Below are 17754 nucleotides of genomic sequence, written 5' to 3' on the forward strand. Positions count from 1 at the left end.
ATCGCCGGGAATCCTGTCACGTTGATGTCATGAAGCTTACCCGTTTCTCCATAAAACCCCTGCACCGCATGACCCGCGCGCTCGCCGCCGTGGCGATGGGACGCGAGGCGCCCGACCTTGTCATCACTGGCGCTCGCGTGCTTTCCACCTACACCGAACGCATCCACGACAACCGCGAGATCTGGATCAAGGGAGGCCGCATCGCCGCTGTGAAAGCCGCCGGCTCGTTTCGCGGCACGAGCGGGAAACCCGGCGCGAAATCTCCCGCAAGCCATTACGACGCGCGCGGCGGCATCCTCGCGCCGGGGCTAGTCGATCCGCACATCCACATCGAGAGCGCCATGATGACCGCCTGCGCCTACGCCGAGGCCGCGCTGCTCAACGGCACCACGACGATCTTCTGCGACAGCCACGAGATCGGAAACGTCTGCGACACCGCGGGCATCGAGTGGATGCTCGCCGACGCCCGCCAGGCGCCGCTTTCCATTTTCCTCACCGTGCCCAGCACCGTGCCGGCGACGAATCCGCGCTTGGAAACCGCCGGGGGCGACCTCACGCCGAAAAAAATCGGACGCCTCTTCGACCGATGGCCCGAGGCCGTCGCGCTGGGGGAAAAAATGGATTTCGTGCCCGTGGCGATGGGCGACAGGCGCAGCCACGCCGTCCTCGCCGAGGCGCTCAAGCGCGGGCGCCCCGTGTGCGGCCACATCTATGGACGGGAATTCGTCGCGGCCGGCGCGGCGAGCGGCATCACGGACACGCATGAGGCCATCGACCGCGACATCGCCGACGACTTTCTCGAAGCCGGCGTGTGGGTCTTTCTGCGCGGCGGCCCGCCCACCACGCCCTGGCACAGCCTGCCCGAGGCGATCAAAACCGTCACCGAACTGGGCGCGAACCCGAAACGCGTCTGCGTGTGCACGGACGACCGCGACGCCGACGACCTTTTTCTCTTCGGCATGGACTGGGTCGCGCGCCAGGCCGTCGCCGCGGGCATGCCGCCTGTCACCGCGTGGAGCATGGGCTCGCTGCACCCCGCCACGCGCTACGCAAAGGACGGCGACATCGGCGGCCTCGGCCACGGACGCCGCGCCGACATCGTGCTCCTCAACGACGCGCTCGAAGTGCAAAATACCTGGTTCGGCGGCGAGCTCGTGGTCGAGAACAAGAAAATCACCCGCATCCTCGATGCCGCGCTCTCGAAGCGCTACAAGTATCCGAAACCCGCATACAACACCGTCCGGCTTCCGGCGGGGAAAATCCGCCTCACGCCCGGGCTGCCGGAGGCGCCCGTGACCGCCCATGTCATCCGCGCCGCGCTTCCCGGCATCGTGCTTTTCCACGACAGGCTTCGCCTCGAACCCGCCCCCGGCGAGACGTGGGCGGACCTGTTCAGGCGGCACGACCTCTGTTTTGTCACCGTGGTCGAGCGCCACGGCAAAAACGGCGGCGTCGCGCACGGCCTGCTGCGGGCCTTCGGGCTGCGCGACGGCGCGGTGGCCAGCAGCGTCGGCCACGATGCGCACAACATCATCATCGCCGGCACCGGCGAGGCCGACATGCGCCTCGCGCTTGCCACGCTCAAGAAGCTGCGCGGCGGCGTCTGCGTGGTGCGCGGCGGCAAAGTCATCGCCAGCGTCGCCCTGCCGGTCGCCGGCCTGCTTTCCGACAAACGCGCGACCGCCGTGGCGAAGGAATCGGCCGCGCTGAAAAAAGCCTGGGCCGCCGCCGGCTGCGCGCTGCCCTACATGGGCTTCAACCTGATCCCGCTGTCCGTGATTCCCGAAATCCGCATCACCGACAAAGGCCTCGTGCTCGTGCCGGAAATGAAAATCGTGCCGCTGTTTGAAAAAACGTGAGCGATTTTGCCGCCCTGTTTGCGGACCTTTCAACTTTGTGCCAAAATAAGGCGGTTTTCGCCATCGGCGACGAAGTTGGCGGGATGTGTGCTTTCCCGGGAAGCGCATGCAAGTCAACACCCCCTCCTCGAAAAACACATCACGATGACGATTCGCCCTCCCTGGAAATGGCAACTGGCCAACCTCATTCTTCTCGGTCTCGCGACGGGGCTGGCCGCCGGCCTGGCGATCAACGCGTTCTGCACCACGCCCGAGGCGCTCGCCCGCCTGCAATGGTGGCTCGCGCAGGTGATTCAGCCGGCCGGGAAATTGTTCATCCGGCTCATCTTCATGATCGTGCTGCCGCTGATTTTCTCGGCGATCGTGCTCGGGGTCGTCGAGATGGGCGACATCCGGAAGCTGGGCCGCGTCGGGGTCAAGTGCGTGCTGTGGACCCTGGTGCTCGCGGGGACCAGCGTCGTGATCGGTCTCGTGCTGGTCAATGTGCTCGCGCCCGGCCGCCATCTCCCCGAGGCGACGCGCGCGGAGCTGATCGCGCAGCATGGCGGCGCCGCGGCCGCAAACATCGAGCAGGGCACGCGCGCCAGTCCGCCCGTGGCCGAGTCGATCCTGAACCTCGTGCCCCAGAATCCGCTTTTCGAGGCCGTCAACGCCTTCACGCCCAACTACACCGGCGGAGGGTTGATCTCGGTGATGGTGTTCAGCGTGTTTTTCGGCGTGGCGCTCGCGATGGTGCCCCGCGAAAAGAGCGCCGCGCTCACCGCGGCCATCCAGGGGACCTTTGAGGTCTGCATGCTGGTCATCGGCTTCGCGATGAAACTCGCGCCGGTCGGCGTGGCCTGCCTCGGGTTCAGTGTCACGGCCACGCTCGGCGCGAGCGTGCTGGCGAGCCTGGGGGCCTACGTGGGCGTGGTGCTGCTGGGCCTGGCGCTGCATCAATTCGGCTTTTACTCGCTGTTGCTCGCATTCGTCGCCCGGCGGTCTCCGGCGAGGTTTTTCCAGAGCATCCGCGAAGTCATGATCACGTCGTTCAGCACGTCGTCGAGCAACGCCACCCTGCCGGTCTCGATTCGCGTGGCCGAGCAGAACCTCGGCCTGCCCCGGCAGATCAGCCGCTTCGTGCTCACCGTCGGGGCCAGCGCGAACCAGAACGGCACGGCGCTCTATGAAGGCGTGACGGTGCTGTTTCTCGCCCAGGTTTTCGGCGTGGATTTGAGCATCGGCCAGCAAATCATCGTCGCGCTGATGTGCATCATGGCGGGATTCGGCACGGCCGGCGTGCCGGGCGGGTCGCTGCCCCTGGTGGTGGGCGTGCTCGTGACCATCGGCGTGCCCGGCGAGGCCATCGCGATCATCCTCGGCATCGACCGGTTGCTCGACATGTGCCGGACGACGCTCAATGTCACCGGCGACCTTGTGTGCGCGGTATTGGTGGCGCGCGGCGAAGGCAATCGGTCGCCGGACGGGAGCGTGATCGACGACGAGAGCGCCGGCCAAGCCGGGCCCGCGATGCGGCTGGCGGACAAAACGGAGCAGGAGGCGTGATCGAAACCCGCTCCGCGGCGTTTTGAAGGGCTGTTTTTCGCGCAACGAAGCAACCGACGGGAGATTGTGAAATGTTTTTATTTCAGGCTAAATGATCCACGCGGATTGATCATTTCAGCCGGCGAATGGCGGTTTGCGCGGCGGCATCTGCTTGGCCTTGCCAGTCTGGCGCTCGATGTCGAGCCGGAGAATAGCGGTCCGGTGAAAGGATTTTTCCATGTAAGTTTCACCGAGCTCCTTGTATTCGGGGCAGTATTTCGCAACGAGCAGGCGGAGCGCGGCGCGGCGTTCCTCATCCGGAAGCCCGGTCGCGACACGGCCGAAAACTATCACGCTTTCGTAGGCCGTCGTGAATTGGTGCGGGATGACTTGCGTTTTGCCCACGACGCAAAAACTCACGCGGCTGTCGCGCGCGAGAATGTCGAGTTTGCGACCGACGGGGGCGCAGTGGAAATAGATGCGCGCGCCGTCGCGCACGAAGCTGATGGGGATGCCGTAGCCGCCTGCCTCGCTGTTCATGGAAAGGCAGCCGTATTCACCGGTATCGAGCAGGCGCTCCTGTCCGGCGGCATCAAGCAGCCGATCCTGACGGCGGACATCGGGATGGTGCGGATGCGAGGCAGGCGGCGTGCCGGCAGGATTGTTCATGAGGGCAACGCCACGATTGCCGCGAACCGGGGGAAAAGACAACGCCGTTTCCGCCATGGCGGACGAGTGGTGGGGAAAAAAACACGCCCGGAAAAATCCGGGCGTGTTTGGATTGTTTTGGTGGCTGCCGTCTGGCGCCGTCGCGCCTGCAGCCGCACGACTCAGGCGAGCGCCTTTTCGTAGCGGGCGGCGACGGCGTCCCAGTCGATGACATTCCAGAAAGCGGCGATGTAGTCCGGACGGCGATTCTGGTAGTTCAGGTAGTAGGCGTGCTCCCACACGTCGAGGCCGAGGATGGGTTTGCCTTCGATCCCGGCGACCGCCTTGCCCATGATCGGGCTGTCCTGGTTGGCGGTGGAGCCGACGGAGAGTTTCTTGTCCGCACCGACGACGAGCCAGGCCCAGCCGGAGCCGAAGCGCGTGGCCGCGGCCTTGGCGAATTCCTCCTTGAATTTGTCGAAGCCGCCGAAGGTGGCGGTGATGGCCGCGGCGAGTTTGCCGGAGGGGGCGCCGCCTTTGCCGGGGGCGATGATCTTCCAGAAGAAGGAGTGGTTGGCGTGACCGCCGCCGTTGTTGCGCACGGCGCCGCGGATGGACTCGGGGACCTTGGAGAGATCGGAGATCAGATCACACACGCACTCGGGGCCGACGATGCCGGCGGAGGCGAGGGCGTTGTTGAGGTTGGTGACATACGCCTGATGGTGTTTCGAGTAATGGATTTCCATCGTTTTGGCGTCGATGTGCGGGACGAGGGCGTCGTAGGCGTAGGCCAGTTTCGGAAGTTCGTATGCCATGATTTTGTCTTTGTTTTCAGGTTTAGGTTAAGGCCTCGCACGGTTTCCCGCATGAGGCGGTTTATGAAACAATATGACAGGCAAGAGTTATGTAATTCGCAACCCATGTTTTTGTTAAGGCGGGTAATAATAGGTAAAAGAAGAATAACTTATGGGGTCACAAGGAGAATTGGATGGCCGGGAAACAGGCGGGCATGGGGTCTGGCCTCGGAGGGCAAAATGGGTTTCCTTTTGCATCATGAAGATTCATCAGGAGGAAATCCGGTTGCCGGCGCGCGGGCGCGGGACGCATGAGATCACGGCGCTCATCGAGCGCGAGGTGGCGCGCAGCGGGGTGCGGCGGGGCATCGCCACGGTGTTTTGCCGTCATACGAGCGCGAGCCTGGTCATCATGGAAAACGCCGATCCGTCGGCGCGGCGGGATCTGGAGGACTGGCTTGACCGGCTGGTGCCGGAGGGCGACCGGCATTTCACGCACACGCTGGAAGGCGCGGACGACATGCCGAGCCACATCAAGATGGCGCTCACGCGCTCAAGCGAAACGGTGCCGGTGAGCGACGGCGCGCCGCGGCTCGGCACGTGGCAGGGGATTTTCCTGTGGGAACACCGCCGCGCGCCCCACGAGCGGACGGTGGTGGTGACGGTGATGGGGGAGTAACGCGCCCGTGCCGTTTTGGTCCGGCATCCTGCACCCCACCCAATTTCATCCTTTGTGAGGGGCCATGCAGGTGCCTCCGCCTTTAGAACAGCGCGCCGGCCATCACGCCGACGGCGGTGATGGGACCGGCATCGGCGGCGCCGTCCATGGCGCGATCGACCTTGCGCAGCGTCAGCTTCACGTCGCGCACGAGCTCGTCGTTGGTGATGAGCTGGCCGAAGGTGCTGTTTTCGTTGTTCAGCTTCTCGGTGAGCTGGCGGAAATTGGCGACACTGGTGCGGATGTTTTCGGCGGCGGTCTCATCGTAGAGCAGCACGCCGAGCGTGCCCTGGCCGCTTTTCACCTGCGAGAAGAGTCCCTGGGCGTCGTTCATGAAATTTTTCGCCCCGGAGGCGGCGTCCTTGATTTCGTTCACGGCGGCGAGGAGGTTGTCGTAGGCGGCGGGGTCGTTGATGAGCTTGCCGAGGGTGCCTTCGCCGTTGCGGAGCTTGGCCGTGACTTCCTCGAGGTTGGTCATGGTGTGCGCGAGCTTGTCGCGGTTTTCGTTGACCATGCCTTCGATGGTCTTGATGAGGCCGCCGCCGCCTTCGGCGCCGGAGCCGAGCGCGCCGCTGATCTGGCCGATGGTGTTCTTGATATCCTGGCCGATGCCGCCGAATTCGGACATGATCTGGTTGAGGTCGGGCGTGTCCTTGGTGCGGAGCGAGCCTCCGGCGGGCACGGGCGCGGCGGCCGGGGTGCCGAGGTCGAGCGAGATGTAGTTCGAGCCGATGAGGCCGGACATGGCGATGGTCGCCGTGGAGTCGGAGGCGATGGAAACGCCGTCGTTGACGAAAAGGACGGCCTGGGCGCGGCCTCGCGCGAGGCCGACGGACTCGACGCGGCCGATGGGCACGCCGGCCATGCGCACGGCGTCGCCGGGCTTGAGTTCGCGCAGCGAAGCGAAGGTGGCAGTGACTTGGTAGCCTTTTTTCTGGCTGAAGCCGCCGTCGTGCAGCGCCTGCCAGGCGATCCAGATGAGGGCGACGCCGACAACGAAGAAAAGGCCCACGCGGGCGGTCATTTGTGTTTGGTTCATAGTGCCTCCATTTTTTGATAACGTGGTTGGGCGAGATCGATTTTCGGATTGAGGAAATCGGTGATTTCGGGGTCGGTGAGGGCGCGCAGCCCGCCGGGTGCGTCGAGGGCGCGGAGTTCGCCGCGCATGAGGATGGCGACGCGGTCGGAAATGGTGAGCGCGAGGTCGCGGTCGTGGGAGACCACGATGCTGGTGACCTGGTATTCCTGGCGAAGCGTGGCGATGATCTCGGTGATGGTGGCGGCCATCACGGGGTCGAGTTCGGAGGTGGGTTCGTCGTAGAGGAGTATCTGCGGTTCCATGACGAGAGCCCGGGCGATGGCGACGCGTTTTTTCATGCCGCCGGAGAGTTCGGAGGGATATTTCTGGGCGGCGTTTTCGAGCGAGAGGATTTTCAGGGCGCGCATGACGCGGGCGCGGATGCCGGCGCGATTGTCGAGGCGGTGCTCGAGGGGATAGAGCGCGAGGTTGTCGAAGACGGTCAGGGAGTTGAAGAGCGCGCCGGCCTGGAAAACGAGCGCCAGGGCGAGGTGATCGCGCGTGGCGGGCCGGGCGGGATCGAGGCCGTTGATGCGGACCGTGCCGGCGGTGGGCAGGTCGAGGCCGGCGATCTGGCGGAGGAGCACGCTTTTCCCGGAGCCGCTGGGCCCCATGATGGTGAAGATTTCGCCGGGCCGGATGGAAAGAGTGATGCCGGTCAGGACGGTTTGCGGGCCGAAGCTCTTGGACAGGCCGGCGATTTCGACGCCGACGGGCGGACGCGCGGCGGGCGCGGAAGAGGCTGAATCCTTGGCGGGCTCGGGCTGCTGCTGCGGGTCGGTTTGCATCAGGAAAGGGCCTTGGTGATGAAGTAGTCGAGGCCGAGGATGGCCACGAGCGAGTAAACCACGGAGCGGGTGACGGCGAAGCCGATTTCACGCGGCCCGCCCGTGGTGCGGAGACCGGTGTTGCAGGCGATGAGGATAACAACGAAGCCGAAGATCTCGGCCTTGATGAGGCCGTCCACGAGCTTCGAGGAGTCGAGGTAGGCGCGGACGGCGTTGAAATACACGTCGGTGGACACGCCGATGACCGCGACGTATTTGCAGACCACCGCGCCGCCGACCCAGCCCATGAGGATGCCGATCATGGTGAGCACGGGCATGTAGAGGAGGACGGCAAGCAGGCGCGGGAGGACGAGGAAGCGCTCGGGCGGGATGTTCATGGTCACGAGTGCGTCGATTTCCTGGTAAACTTTCATGGACGCGAGTTCGGCCGTGGTGGCCGAGGCGACGCGTCCGGCGACGAGGATGGCGACGATAAGGGGGCCGAGTTCGCGCACCATGGCCTCGCCGACGAGCGTGCCGATGACCTCCTTCATGCCGACCGGCTGGAGGGTGAGCCCGGCCTGAAGCGCGAGCACCGCGCCGATGGAAAAGCTGAGGAGCGCGACAATGGTGAGCGACGCGTAGCCGCCGAGGAAGGCCTGCTCGACGGTGCGCTTCAGGATGCGCGGCGCGGCGGGCAGCATGCGGAAGGCGCGCACCGCCAGAAGCACGGCGGCTCCTATCCAGTCGAAGGTGGCGTAAAGTTGTTTCATTTTTTGGGAAAAGGTGTGCGAGACGGGCGGTGGTGGCTGCGATTTTCATTTCCCTGCCGCCAGAAAAACCGGACGGGCGCTGCCGCCGCGAGTGTTGTAGGCGAGGTTGCGCCTGGAGGGATGCCGGATGGCCGGAGCGGCGGCGCCCGTTTTCACAAAGGCCGGACCCTCGGGGCGGAATTTGAGGAGGAAGGGCCGCCAGCCGCGATCCGGCCGCCGGTCGAGGCCGACCACGCCGTTGAGCAACGCGTGGCGCTTGTAGCCGGCGTTGCCATGCATGGAGTAGAACGGGCCGAGGTGAAATTCGCGCACGTCGGGCTCGCGGCGGTAGGTGACGAAATTCCAGAGCAGCGAGTGGCGAAACGCGCCCGGCGCGGCTTGTTCGTAGCGATAGAGCGCGAAGAGCGGCGACCAGATGAGGCGAGTGGGCTCGTTCATCGGCAGAAACACTTCGAACGGGCTGAGCGCCTGAATCTGGCGGCGGCCCGCTCCGTCGCTCCACGAGGTGTAGAGGGGCCAGACCGAGGTTTTGTTGGCCGGGCGCGGCGTGGGATGGTCGAAGCTTTGCTGCCAGGTCGAATGATAGAGGAAAAAGGCAAACTGGCGGCGCTCATAGGCGTTTTGCCCGTCCTCCCAGAAGCTGTGTTTCCAGAGCGGCCACATAATCCAGGTTTTCTCGCGGTCCGGGGTCTTCGAATGCGTGTAGAATGGCGCCCAGCGATTCACATGCAGACGCTCGCCGCGGCCTTGCACGAAAAACGGCCAGAAGTAACGCGTCTCGTCGTAGTTATGAGGCGCGGTCGTGTGGGTCCGGCCGAAAAACAGCAGGTAGTTCCGGCTGGTCGTGGCCGGACTCGTTTCGCCGTAATAGAAGGGCAGAAAGCCGGTTTTCACCGCGGACTGCTGCTCCCATAGGTTGTATTCGTTGCGGAAGACCAGCGGCCAGAGCAGGTAACGCTCGCGGTAGGCATTCTCCTTTCCCCGCCAGCCGAAGAACGGCCAGAACGCAAACCCGTGGTTGCCGTCGCCAGAGGTCCGGCGGAAAAACGGCCAGAGCACCGTGGTGGTCGCGACGTCGTTGCGCTCGAAGCGCGCGTAAAGCGGCCAGAGCGTCCATGTGACACGGTCGTTGAAAAACCGGCCCGGCACGTCGCCGTGGATCGGAAACACGGCGCGATAGGACTTCCCGGGCGAGCCGGCGACTTGGTTGGAAAAGTAGAACGGCCACAGGTCGAACTGGTTGTCCGTCTTCTCTTCGGCGACCGGGCGGATGGCCGGGGCGTGGTCGTGATTGATCGCGCCCAGCACGCTCCACGCATAACCGCCCCTCTCCTTCGCCGTGTAACCGAGGAGTGGATACAGAAAGTAGGCGTGGGTGAGGTTTCCGCCGGGGCCGCGTTTTTCCGCGTAGAGCGGACGGAAACCGTCGGCGGTCGTCGCGCCGTCGATCCGGCGGAAAGGTGGAAGCGGGCGGCTGAACGCGAGCGGCCCGGCGGCTTCCCACGATGCGGCGGAGGCGGCGGGCGTGGTGGTCGGAACCGGCGAGGCGGCGGACGGGGCGTCGCGCCCCACCCAAAACGGCCAGTAGTTGGTTTCGGTGCCGAATGCGTGGCCGCGCAAGTCCGTTGCGCAAAGGGCTGCGGCGCAGAAGATCGGGAGCAAGAATCTGGCGTGCATTCGGTTGTAGTTTTTAAAAATGGGAAAAATCTGGCTGCAAACCACCCCCGCCGTGGCGGCGCGGAAAGTCGGAAAACCGCGCAAGCACAGAGTTGGTTAGGTGCCTAACTAGATGCGGCGAACGCGTTGGCGCAACCGTATTCAGCAGATACGAACCGGAACAGGTGCAATCCAAAGCGGGGTGGTCCCCTCTTTCTCTCGCCTCCTGTTTCTGACGAAAGAGAAAGATAAAGAATAAAGAGAAAGAAGGGGGCCGCCCCCGCTTTGGATTGCACCCGCCAGAGCTGTGCGAGCACTGCTGTTCAGATGGTCACGGATGCGCCGGGTTCCAAAACTCCGAACACTTCCGGCGGGAGACCGGCTTCACGCAGCGCGGCACGCAAGGCCCGGGGAGGCTCGTCACGCGCCTCGTCGGTGAGCTGAAAAGCGCCCCAGTGCATCGCCACGCTCAGCTTTGCGCCCACTTCGAGGTGCATGCGCACCGCCTCGGCGGGATTGCAGTGCTGCGGGCTCATGAACCAGCGCGGCTCATACGCGCCGATCGGCAGCAACGCCAGGTCGGGCGCGCCCAGCCGGGCGCCGATGTCGCGGAAAATCGCCGCATGATAACCGCTGTCACCCGCGAAATACACGCGGCGCGCGGCGGCGTTTTCCGTCCCGCCCGCGCCCGGTCCGCCTGCGGACACGGGCGTCCTTGTTTCCAGAAAAAAACCTCCCCAAAGCCGGCGGCAGCGCGGGCTGCTGAGCCGTTTGCTCCAATGTTGCGCGGGCGTGAGCGTAACGCGAATGCCGCCACGCTCCGGGTCGCCGCCGAGCTCCGCCGTCTCCCACCAGTCGAGTTCGCGGATGCGCGCGTCCGCGAAACCGGCGCGCCGGAACAAATCCCGATGCCCGAGCGGGGCGAACGCCGCCGGTGCGTCGCGCCGCGCCAGCCGCCGCAGCGTCGCAAGGTCGCAGTGGTCGTAGTGATCGTGGCTGAGGAGGACGGCGTCGATGCGCGGCAGCGCGTCAAACGCGATTCCCGGCGCATGCACGCGCCGCGGCCCGAGCAGCCCGAAGGGGCCGCAATGCCGCGAATAAACCGGATCGAGCAGCAGATTCACGCCGCCGGTTTGCAACAGGAAGCTGGAATGATTGATCCAGGTTGCCGTGACTGCCGGGGCTTTTGCCGCGCCCGTTGCCGTGCCGGATGGAGACGCGGCTACCACCGGGGGAGCGTCAATCCAGCGCGGCCAGGTCGCGACCTCATGCCGCGAGAATTTCCACCGCAGAATCTCCCGCCACCGCACCAGCGACGGCGCGCCCGGCGTGAAAAACGTTTTTCCATTAAAATGGTCGGAAGATGGAAAAGACACGCCCGCCTCCAATAGGCATATTGCGAGCCGAGGCAATGTTTCCCGGCGGCGGCGGGTGCCGGCGGGTGCAACTCAAAGTGATGTCACCGCCGGAATCTTTCTCTTTCTTCTTTCCTCTTTATCTTTCTCCCTGCTCGTTCCTGACGAAAGAGTTCCGAGCGAAGCGAGAAGCCTGACAGGATAAAGAGGAAAGAAGAAAGATGGAATGACACGACTTTGAGTCACTCTTGGTGCCGGCGAACAGCGTCCGGCTGTCCCGCCCCTTTATTTCCCGAAAAAATTGTGTGGCTTCGCCGCGCCGCATTCGCGAATCTGGCTGTCCTTATGAATCCTGTTCTGAAGCTGTTACTCGAAGACGGCAGCCTCACCACGGCGCAAATGGCGCAGGTGGCGGGGCTCTCCGTCGGCCAAGTCGAACAGCACCTGGAACAGTTGAAGAAAGATAAAATCTTCCTCGGCTGGCGTCCGGTGCTCGATCTCTCCAAAGAGGCCGCCGCCGCCGCATCCGTGCGCGCCGTCATCGAGGTCAAGGTGACCCCGGAGCGCGGAGGCGGATTCAACCGCCTGGCCGAGCGCATCGCGAAATTCGACGAGGTCGAGTCGTGTTACCTCATGTCGGGCGCCTATGATCTGCTCGTGTTCGTGCGCGGCGGGTCGCTGCAGAAAGTGGCTGCGTTTGTGTCGGAAAAACTCTCCACCATCGAGGGCGTGCTCTCGACGGCGACGCACTTCATGCTGCGTTGCTACAAGGAGCAGGGTTTCCTGCTGGAAGAAACCGAGGACAATCACTCCCGCCTCAACGTCTCTCCCTGACGCGCAACCGCAACCCCTTCACAGGAGCACCATCCCAATGAGCACCGACCCGAAAAAATGGGTGGCGGGCCACGTCGCCTCGCTGCCCAAAAGCGGCATCCGTGATTTCTTCGAACTCGTCGCCAAGATGAAAGGCCAGGACGTGATTTCGCTCGGCGTGGGCGAGCCCGATTTCGTCACGCCGTGGCACGTCCGCGAGGCCGCCATCTACGCGCTCGAACGCGGAAAAACCTACTACACCTCGAACCTCGGCCTGATCGAACTGCGCCGCGCCATCGCGAGCTACGTCGCCGAACACTTCGCCGTCGATTACCGCCCGGAGGACCAGATCCTCGTGAGCGTGGGCGTAAGCGAGGCGCTCGACCTCGCCTTCCGCGCGTTCTGCAACCCGGGCGACAAGGTGATGTTTCACCAGCCCTGCTACGTGTCCTACCATCCGAGCATCACGCTCGTGCACGGCCAGAGCATCGCCGTGCCGACCTTCGCCAAGGACAACTTCGCCCTCACCGCCGGCGCGCTCCGCGCCGCCTGGCAACCCGGCGCGAAAATCCTCATGCTGAATCTCCCGTGCAATCCCACCGGCGGCACCTGCACGCGCGAGCAGCTCGAAGCCATCGCCGCCTTCGCCCGCGAAAAGGACCTGCTCGTCCTCAGCGACGAAATCTACTCCGAGCTCACCTTCGAGGGCACGCACACCAGCATCGCCAGCCTGCCGGGCATGGCCGAACGCACGATCTTCCTGCACGGCTTTTCGAAGGCCTTTGCGATGACCGGCTGGCGCATCGGCTACGCCTGCGGCCCCGCGCCGCTCATCGACGCGATGATGAAAGTGCACCAGTATACGATGATGTGCGCGTCCATCATCGCGCAGGAAGGCGCGATCGAAGCCCTGCAACGCGGCTGGGACAACGTCTGCCGCATGCGCGAGCAATACCACCGCCGGCGCGACCTCATCGTGCGCCGCCTCAACGCAGCCGGCCTCGCGTGCCATTCGCCGCGCGGCTCGTTCTACGCGTTCCCCGATGTCGCCGTCACCGGCCTCACGGAAAAGGAATTCGCCGTCGGCCTGCTCGAGCAGGAAAAGGTCGCCGTCGTCCCCGGCGCGGCCTTCGGCGCCAACGGCGCCGGCCACGTCCGCGCCTGTTTCGCGACCGCCTACGACCAGATCATCGAGGCCTGCGACCGCATCGAACGCTTCGTCCAAAAAATCAGGAAGTAGGGGTGTCGCTTGCGACGCCCGTCGCGGCTGTGTCATTCCGCCGACATGCAAACCTCCAGCTTAATCCCATGAAATCAAAAATACTTCTCACCGGCCTTGTGTGCCTCCTGCTCGCAAACAGCACGCCCGCACGCGACGACGATTTGTTAATCGATTCCAAGAACATTTTGGATGGCGAATTCATTGTGGTAATAAAACGCGGCCAGGACGACGCCCACGCCGTGATGGGAGGCTCCGGTATAAAGCTCTCTGCCATAAAAGAAATGCTGCAAACCACCAAAGAGTTGTCGCAACAAGTGAACAGGCTTGAAAAAATGCTACCAGGAGACGGGGAGCTGATTCCGCAAATCTCGCCGCATTCCGGAGACGGCCCAATAGTGGTAACTAACTATAATGGGAGATATTATGAAATAAGACGATCTTATATAGACACCTCCGATGTGAAAAGAACGATGAGCGTCACCGAGGAATTGTCCCGCCTCGTGAATGACGAAATGCGACGCACCATCGAGTCGCAGGAACGCCGCATAGAGGAACAGGAGCGGACTCTGCGGGAATTGAAAAGCCAGATGGAGGAGCTGAGAAAAAACCAAAAATAATACTATTCCCCAACGAAAACCCGGCTCCAATATATTCTCTTGGTCAGGGGGTTCTGGCCCGGCCATCCAAGAGTCCAAATTCATTTCAAACCCACCCGCTCAACGGGCTTCGCAAGCGAAGCCCCTACATTTACCATGCAAAGCGCAGCCATCGTCGGGCGACCCAATGTCGGCAAAAGCCGTCTCTTCAACCGGCTTGCCCGCCGGCGCATCTCCATCGTGCACGACCAGCCCGGCGTCACCCGCGATGTGATCTCCACGGAAATCGCGGAGGAGGGCGCCCTTCCCTACCGCCTCCTCGACACCGGCGGACTCGGCCTCAAGGGCGGCGAAACACCCGCCCAGCTCATCGCCGCCTCCGAGCGCCAGGTCTCCTTCGCCATCGACACCGCCGACCTCATCCTCTTCGTGCTCGACGGCCTCGAGGGGCTCACCGCGCTCGACACCCGCGTCGCCGGACAACTCCGTCGCAGCAAAAAAAACGTGCTCCTCGTCGTGAACAAAGCCGATTTCGGCGAGGAAAAAATCGACCTCGCCGACGCCTACCGCCTCGGCCTCGGCGAACCCGTTTTCGTCTCCGCCGAGCACGGCCGCGGCGAAGCCGAACTCCGTGACAAAATCCAGGAACGCCTCGCCACCGCCGCCGCCGACAAAGGAGCGCGGGCTTTCCAGCCCGCGGCGCACGCCGATGCCGACGCCGACACCGACGACGCCCCCCTCACCATCTGCTTCGTGGGCCGGCCCAACGTCGGCAAATCCTCCCTCGCCAACCGCCTCCTCCGCAGCGACCGCCTCATCGTCAGCGACCATCCCGGCACCACCCGCGATGCCATCACCATTCCCTTCGAGTTCAAGGGCCGCAACGGCCGCATGTATCCCTTCAAGCTTATCGACACCGCCGGCATCCGCGCTGCCACCAAGCTTTCCTCGCCCGTCGAATACTTCTCCCGCCTCCGCTCCCTCGACGCCATCAAGGAGACCGACGTCGTCTTCCTCGTCCTCGACGCCATCGACGGCGTCACCCAGCAGGACAAGGCCATCGCCGGCGAAGCCCTCAAGGAGCGCAAGCCCGTCATCATCGTGGTCAACAAATGGGACCTTGTGCGCGACGCCTTCGCCGCCGGCGCACACCTCGACGCCATCGACGGCGCCACCGCCTTCAGGAACGAGCGCGACTACCGCGAGAAATTCGAGCGCGCCGTTTTCGACCGCCTCTTTTTCACCCCCGGCGCGCCGCTCATTTTCGTTTCCGCCCTGAGCGGCTACGAGGTTGACCGCATGCTCAACGCCGCCGTGAAACTCCACCGCCTCGTCGACAAAAAAATCCCCACCGCGCGCCTCAACCAATGCATCGCCGCCCTCGCCGAGCGCCATCCGCCCCCGGCGGTCGGCGGACGCCGCTTCCGCATCTACTACGCCACCCAGACCGGCAACCGCCCCTTCCGCATAAAAATTTTCTGCAACCGCGAGGAAAAACTCACCGAAAGCTACCGCCGCTACCTCGAGGCCGGCGTCGTCGAGGAGTTCAAACTCGGCGGCTGCCCCGTCTATTTCGACCTCGTGGGCAAGACCCACGACGAAAACCGCACCGGCCGCTACAGCCGCGCAAAACGCGAGCACCTGGCTCGCATTTCCCGAACCCAAAACCCTGGCGACAACAACGAACCACCCGATACACCCTATGAAACAATCGAAGACTGATTATCGCGGCGGCGAGGCCATTGTGCTCTCCACCGACGCCCTCGAACTCACCATCACCACCTCCGTCGGCCCCCGCATCACCTCCCTCCGCTCCCTCACCGCCAAGGGCAAGGGCGCGGGCCAGAACCTCTTCCTCGAAATCCCCGCCTCCGAGCCCCGCGCCCACGGCATGTATCTGCGCGGCGGCCACCGCCTCTGGCACTCGCCCGAACACATCGTCCGCACCTACCAGCCCGACGACGACCCCCTCGCCGTCAAGCCGCTCCCCAAAGGCATCGCCCTGGCGCAACCCGTCGAGGCGAAAACCGGCATCCAGAAGGCCGTCAAAATCGAGCTCATCGGCGAGCGCACCATCCGCGTCACCCACGCCCTGACGAACCAGGGGCTCTGGGCCGTCGAACTCGCGCCCTGGGCGCTCACCATGCTTCGCGCCGGAGGCTACGCCGTGCTTCCGCTCCCGCCCAAGGGCGACCATGCCGCCGGCGACCTGCTGCCGGGCTATTCCCTCGTGCCCTGGACCTACACCGACCTCGCGCTGCCCGTATGGGAATTCAACCGCGACTTCATCGGCGTCAATGTCCCCAAGTGCAAACAGGCCCAGAAATTCGGCATCACGAACTATCCCGGCTGGACCGCCTACTGGAACGAGGGCACCGCCTTCGTGAAACACGCCGCGGTCAGGCCCGGCTGCATGTATCCGGATCTCGGATGCGCCTTCGAGGTTTTCACCAACGGCCAGATGATCGAACTCGAAACCCTCGCGCCGCTGCAAAAGCTGGAGCCCGGCCAAAGCGCCACGCACGTCGAACACTGGACGCTCATCGACGGCCTCGAAAAACCCGCCACCGCTCCAACCTTCGACGCCCTGAAAACCGCCGTCGAAAAGTGGGTGAAGGGGCTGAGGTGACTGATACCATTTCCCGCACAAAAATATAATAAAACGCACTCCATATCAGACTGCATATTATAGTATTTTCTTTCCTCGCTATTTTGAATGGCTGGTTTGCTTATTTAACCGCAAAGAACGCAAAGAACTCATGGAAAAACAGGATTGTTTCCTGCGCTCTTTGCGTTCTCTGCGGTTAATTTCTTGTTGTTTTCAGACATCGAAAACAGCGGGGAACCGAAAATAGTATCAGTTGGGTGAGATAAAGTTCCGGAAAATTCCAATATGTGCCGGTTTGAATTGCCCGCTGCCCTCGCCGCCGCACGCTGTTCCCCATGCGCACCGTTTTCCTTGGCTCCGATCCCATCGCGCTTCCGCTCCTTGACTGGCTCGCGGACGGCGAAGGCCGCGCGCACGCGCAACTCGCCGCTGTCTACACCCAGCCCGACCGGCCGGTCGGGCGCGGGCAAAAAATCCAGCCCAACGCCATCAAAGCCTGGGCGCTCGCGCGCAACCTTCCCGTCTTCCAACCCGAAAAGCTCACTCCCGCCGCCCGCGGCGAATTCGCCGCGCTCGCGCCCGACCTCGCGCTCGTGATGGCCTACGGGCACATCCTGCGCGACGACTTCATCGCCACGCCGCGATTCGGCACGCTCAACCTCCACGCCTCGCTCCTGCCCGCCTGGCGCGGCGCCTCGCCCATCCAGACCGCCATCGCCAGCGGCGGACGCGAGACCGGCGTCAGCCTCATGCGCATCGTCCGCCAGCTCGACGCCGGCCCCGTGGCCGATGTCGAGCGCGTGGCCATCGCGCCGCTCGACACCGCGCTTGACGTCGAGCAGAAACTGGCCGCCGCCTGCGTCCCGCTCCTCGCCCGCGCCCTTCCGCGCCTTCGCGAAGGCGCGCTCTCGTTCACGCCGCAGGACGACGCGAACGCCTCCTACTGCCGCCGTCTCGTGAAATCCGATGGCGCGCTGGATTTCCGCGAACCCGCCGCCACACTCGCCGCCCGCATCAACGGCCTTTATCCCTGGCCCGCGTGTTCGGTCGAAATCAACGACCAGCCGGTCAAATTTGGCTTGGCCGGGGTGCTGGACGGCGAGAACGCCGCCGCTCCAACCATGCCCGCGCCCGGCGAAGTCCTTCCCCCCGCATCCGACACGCTGCACATCGCCACCGGCGCGGGCATCCTCCACATCCTCCGCCTCCAGCGCCCCGGCGGCAAAATGCTCCCGGCCTCCGACTTTTTGCGCGGCTTCCCGATCCATCCCGGCACGATTCTCCCTTCGACCGCAATGCCAAGCCTCGCGGCGGAGCCGCGAGGAAGTGGCAAGTAACAAGTA

Annotated in this window: 16 protein-coding genes; 9 read left to right on the forward strand and 7 right to left on the reverse strand. The window is 64.1% G+C overall.

Annotated elements, in window-relative coordinates:
* Positions 1 to 29: 29 nt before the first annotated feature.
* Together OH491_RS07475 and OH491_RS07480 are read left to right on the forward strand one after the other, a co-directional pair.
* Positions 30 to 1859: an adenine deaminase gene (locus OH491_RS07475; RefSeq protein ID WP_068772340.1), complete on the forward strand. Its 1830-nt coding sequence runs from the start codon at positions 30 to 32 to the stop codon at positions 1857 to 1859.
* Between the two features lie 75 nt (positions 1860 to 1934).
* Positions 1935 to 3404, forward strand: a complete 1470-nt coding sequence (locus OH491_RS07480) for a dicarboxylate/amino acid:cation symporter (RefSeq protein ID WP_342750955.1) — start codon at positions 1935 to 1937, stop codon at positions 3402 to 3404.
* A 114-nt stretch (positions 3405 to 3518) separates the two neighbouring features.
* On the opposite strand, the gene OH491_RS07485 is transcribed toward OH491_RS07480, so the two are convergent.
* Together OH491_RS07485 and OH491_RS07490 are read right to left on the reverse strand one after the other, a co-directional pair.
* The gene (locus OH491_RS07485) at positions 3519 to 4052 is read right to left on the reverse strand and encodes a pyridoxamine 5'-phosphate oxidase family protein (RefSeq protein ID WP_068772405.1); all 534 of its coding nucleotides are present in this window, start codon (positions 4050 to 4052) and stop codon (positions 3519 to 3521) included.
* A 161-nt stretch (positions 4053 to 4213) separates the two neighbouring features.
* Entirely contained in the window at positions 4214 to 4846 is a 633-nt protein-coding gene (locus OH491_RS07490; RefSeq protein ID WP_068772339.1) for a superoxide dismutase, read from the reverse strand.
* 238 nt (positions 4847 to 5084) lie between these two features.
* Here OH491_RS07490 and OH491_RS07495 point away from each other — a divergent pair, with 238 nt between their 5' ends.
* On the forward strand, positions 5085 to 5504 hold the full coding sequence (locus OH491_RS07495; protein WP_068772338.1) for a secondary thiamine-phosphate synthase enzyme YjbQ: 420 nt from the start codon (positions 5085 to 5087) through the stop codon (positions 5502 to 5504).
* A gap of 82 nt (positions 5505 to 5586) precedes the next feature.
* Here the strand turns inward: OH491_RS07495 and OH491_RS07500 are convergent, their stop codons facing one another.
* The 5 genes from OH491_RS07500 to OH491_RS07520 form a co-directional block, all read right to left on the reverse strand.
* Positions 5587 to 6582, reverse strand: a complete 996-nt coding sequence (locus OH491_RS07500) for an MlaD family protein (RefSeq protein ID WP_068772337.1) — start codon at positions 6580 to 6582, stop codon at positions 5587 to 5589.
* A complete protein-coding gene (locus OH491_RS07505) occupies positions 6579 to 7409 on the reverse strand; it encodes an ABC transporter ATP-binding protein (RefSeq protein ID WP_084442563.1) in 831 nt (276 codons plus the stop codon). Before OH491_RS07505 ends, OH491_RS07500 begins: the two co-directional genes overlap by 4 nt.
* Positions 7409 to 8161, reverse strand: a complete 753-nt coding sequence (locus OH491_RS07510) for an MlaE family ABC transporter permease (protein WP_068772336.1) — start codon at positions 8159 to 8161, stop codon at positions 7409 to 7411. Before OH491_RS07510 ends, OH491_RS07505 begins: the two co-directional genes overlap by 1 nt.
* Positions 8162 to 8206: 45 nt before the next feature.
* Positions 8207 to 9823, reverse strand: coding sequence for a hypothetical protein (locus OH491_RS07515; RefSeq protein ID WP_334319622.1), 1617 nt, complete (start codon positions 9821 to 9823; stop codon positions 8207 to 8209).
* A 317-nt stretch (positions 9824 to 10140) separates the two neighbouring features.
* The gene (locus tag OH491_RS07520) at positions 10141 to 11193 is read right to left on the reverse strand and encodes an MBL fold metallo-hydrolase (protein WP_334319621.1); all 1053 of its coding nucleotides are present in this window, start codon (positions 11191 to 11193) and stop codon (positions 10141 to 10143) included.
* Positions 11194 to 11517: 324 nt separating this feature from the next.
* On the opposite strand from OH491_RS07520, the gene OH491_RS07525 reads away from it, so the two are divergent.
* The 6 genes from OH491_RS07525 to fmt all read left to right on the forward strand — a co-directional run bounded on the left by OH491_RS07525 (position 11518) and on the right by fmt (position 17748).
* Complete coding sequence (locus tag OH491_RS07525; protein ID WP_068772333.1) at positions 11518 to 12006, forward strand: Lrp/AsnC family transcriptional regulator; 489 nt, start codon at positions 11518 to 11520, stop codon at positions 12004 to 12006.
* A gap of 37 nt (positions 12007 to 12043) precedes the next feature.
* Positions 12044 to 13225 carry an aminotransferase class I/II-fold pyridoxal phosphate-dependent enzyme gene (locus tag OH491_RS07530; RefSeq protein WP_068772332.1) on the forward strand — a complete coding sequence of 394 codons (1182 nt, stop codon included), beginning with the start codon at positions 12044 to 12046 and terminating at the stop codon, positions 13223 to 13225.
* A 68-nt stretch (positions 13226 to 13293) separates the two neighbouring features.
* Entirely contained in the window at positions 13294 to 13824 is a 531-nt protein-coding gene (locus tag OH491_RS07535; RefSeq protein ID WP_068772331.1) for a hypothetical protein, read from the forward strand.
* 135 nt (positions 13825 to 13959) lie between these two features.
* Positions 13960 to 15525 carry a ribosome biogenesis GTPase Der gene (gene der, locus OH491_RS07540; protein WP_068772330.1) on the forward strand — a complete coding sequence of 522 codons (1566 nt, stop codon included), beginning with the start codon at positions 13960 to 13962 and terminating at the stop codon, positions 15523 to 15525.
* Positions 15506 to 16432 (forward strand): hypothetical protein, encoded by a 927-nt coding sequence (locus OH491_RS07545; protein ID WP_068772329.1) that lies wholly within the window; start codon positions 15506 to 15508, stop codon positions 16430 to 16432. The genes der and OH491_RS07545 overlap by 20 nt, the downstream gene beginning before the upstream one ends.
* A 314-nt stretch (positions 16433 to 16746) precedes the next feature.
* On the forward strand, positions 16747 to 17748 hold the full coding sequence (fmt, locus tag OH491_RS07550; RefSeq protein WP_068772328.1) for a methionyl-tRNA formyltransferase: 1002 nt from the start codon (positions 16747 to 16749) through the stop codon (positions 17746 to 17748).
* Positions 17749 to 17754 lie beyond the last annotated feature (6 nt).

Origin of the sequence: Termitidicoccus mucosus, from assembly GCF_038725785.1 — a bacterium.
Taxonomy (GTDB): domain Bacteria; phylum Verrucomicrobiota; class Verrucomicrobiia; order Opitutales; family Opitutaceae; genus Termitidicoccus; species Termitidicoccus mucosus.

Bases quoted from the DNA above. Each gene is read 5' to 3' on its own strand.
- OH491_RS07475 (WP_068772340.1), top strand. From the start codon at position 30: ATGAAGCTTACCCGTTTCTCCATAAAACCCCTGCACCGCATGACCCGC.
- OH491_RS07485 (WP_068772405.1), bottom strand. From the start codon at position 4,052: ATGAACAATCCTGCCGGCACGCCGCCTGCCTCGCATCCGCACCATCCC.
- OH491_RS07490 (WP_068772339.1), bottom strand. From the start codon at position 4,846: ATGGCATACGAACTTCCGAAACTGGCCTACGCCTACGACGCCCTCGTC.
- OH491_RS07495 (WP_068772338.1), top strand. From the start codon at position 5,085: ATGAAGATTCATCAGGAGGAAATCCGGTTGCCGGCGCGCGGGCGCGGG.
- OH491_RS07500 (WP_068772337.1), bottom strand. From the start codon at position 6,582: ATGAACCAAACACAAATGACCGCCCGCGTGGGCCTTTTCTTCGTTGTC.
- OH491_RS07505 (WP_084442563.1), bottom strand. From the start codon at position 7,409: ATGCAAACCGACCCGCAGCAGCAGCCCGAGCCCGCCAAGGATTCAGCC.
- OH491_RS07510 (WP_068772336.1), bottom strand. From the start codon at position 8,161: ATGAAACAACTTTACGCCACCTTCGACTGGATAGGAGCCGCCGTGCTT.
- OH491_RS07525 (WP_068772333.1), top strand. From the start codon at position 11,518: ATGAATCCTGTTCTGAAGCTGTTACTCGAAGACGGCAGCCTCACCACG.
- OH491_RS07530 (WP_068772332.1), top strand. From the start codon at position 12,044: ATGAGCACCGACCCGAAAAAATGGGTGGCGGGCCACGTCGCCTCGCTG.
- OH491_RS07535 (WP_068772331.1), top strand. From the start codon at position 13,294: ATGAAATCAAAAATACTTCTCACCGGCCTTGTGTGCCTCCTGCTCGCA.
- der (WP_068772330.1), top strand. From the start codon at position 13,960: ATGCAAAGCGCAGCCATCGTCGGGCGACCCAATGTCGGCAAAAGCCGT.
- OH491_RS07545 (WP_068772329.1), top strand. From the start codon at position 15,506: ATGAAACAATCGAAGACTGATTATCGCGGCGGCGAGGCCATTGTGCTC.
- fmt (WP_068772328.1), top strand. From the start codon at position 16,747: ATGCGCACCGTTTTCCTTGGCTCCGATCCCATCGCGCTTCCGCTCCTT.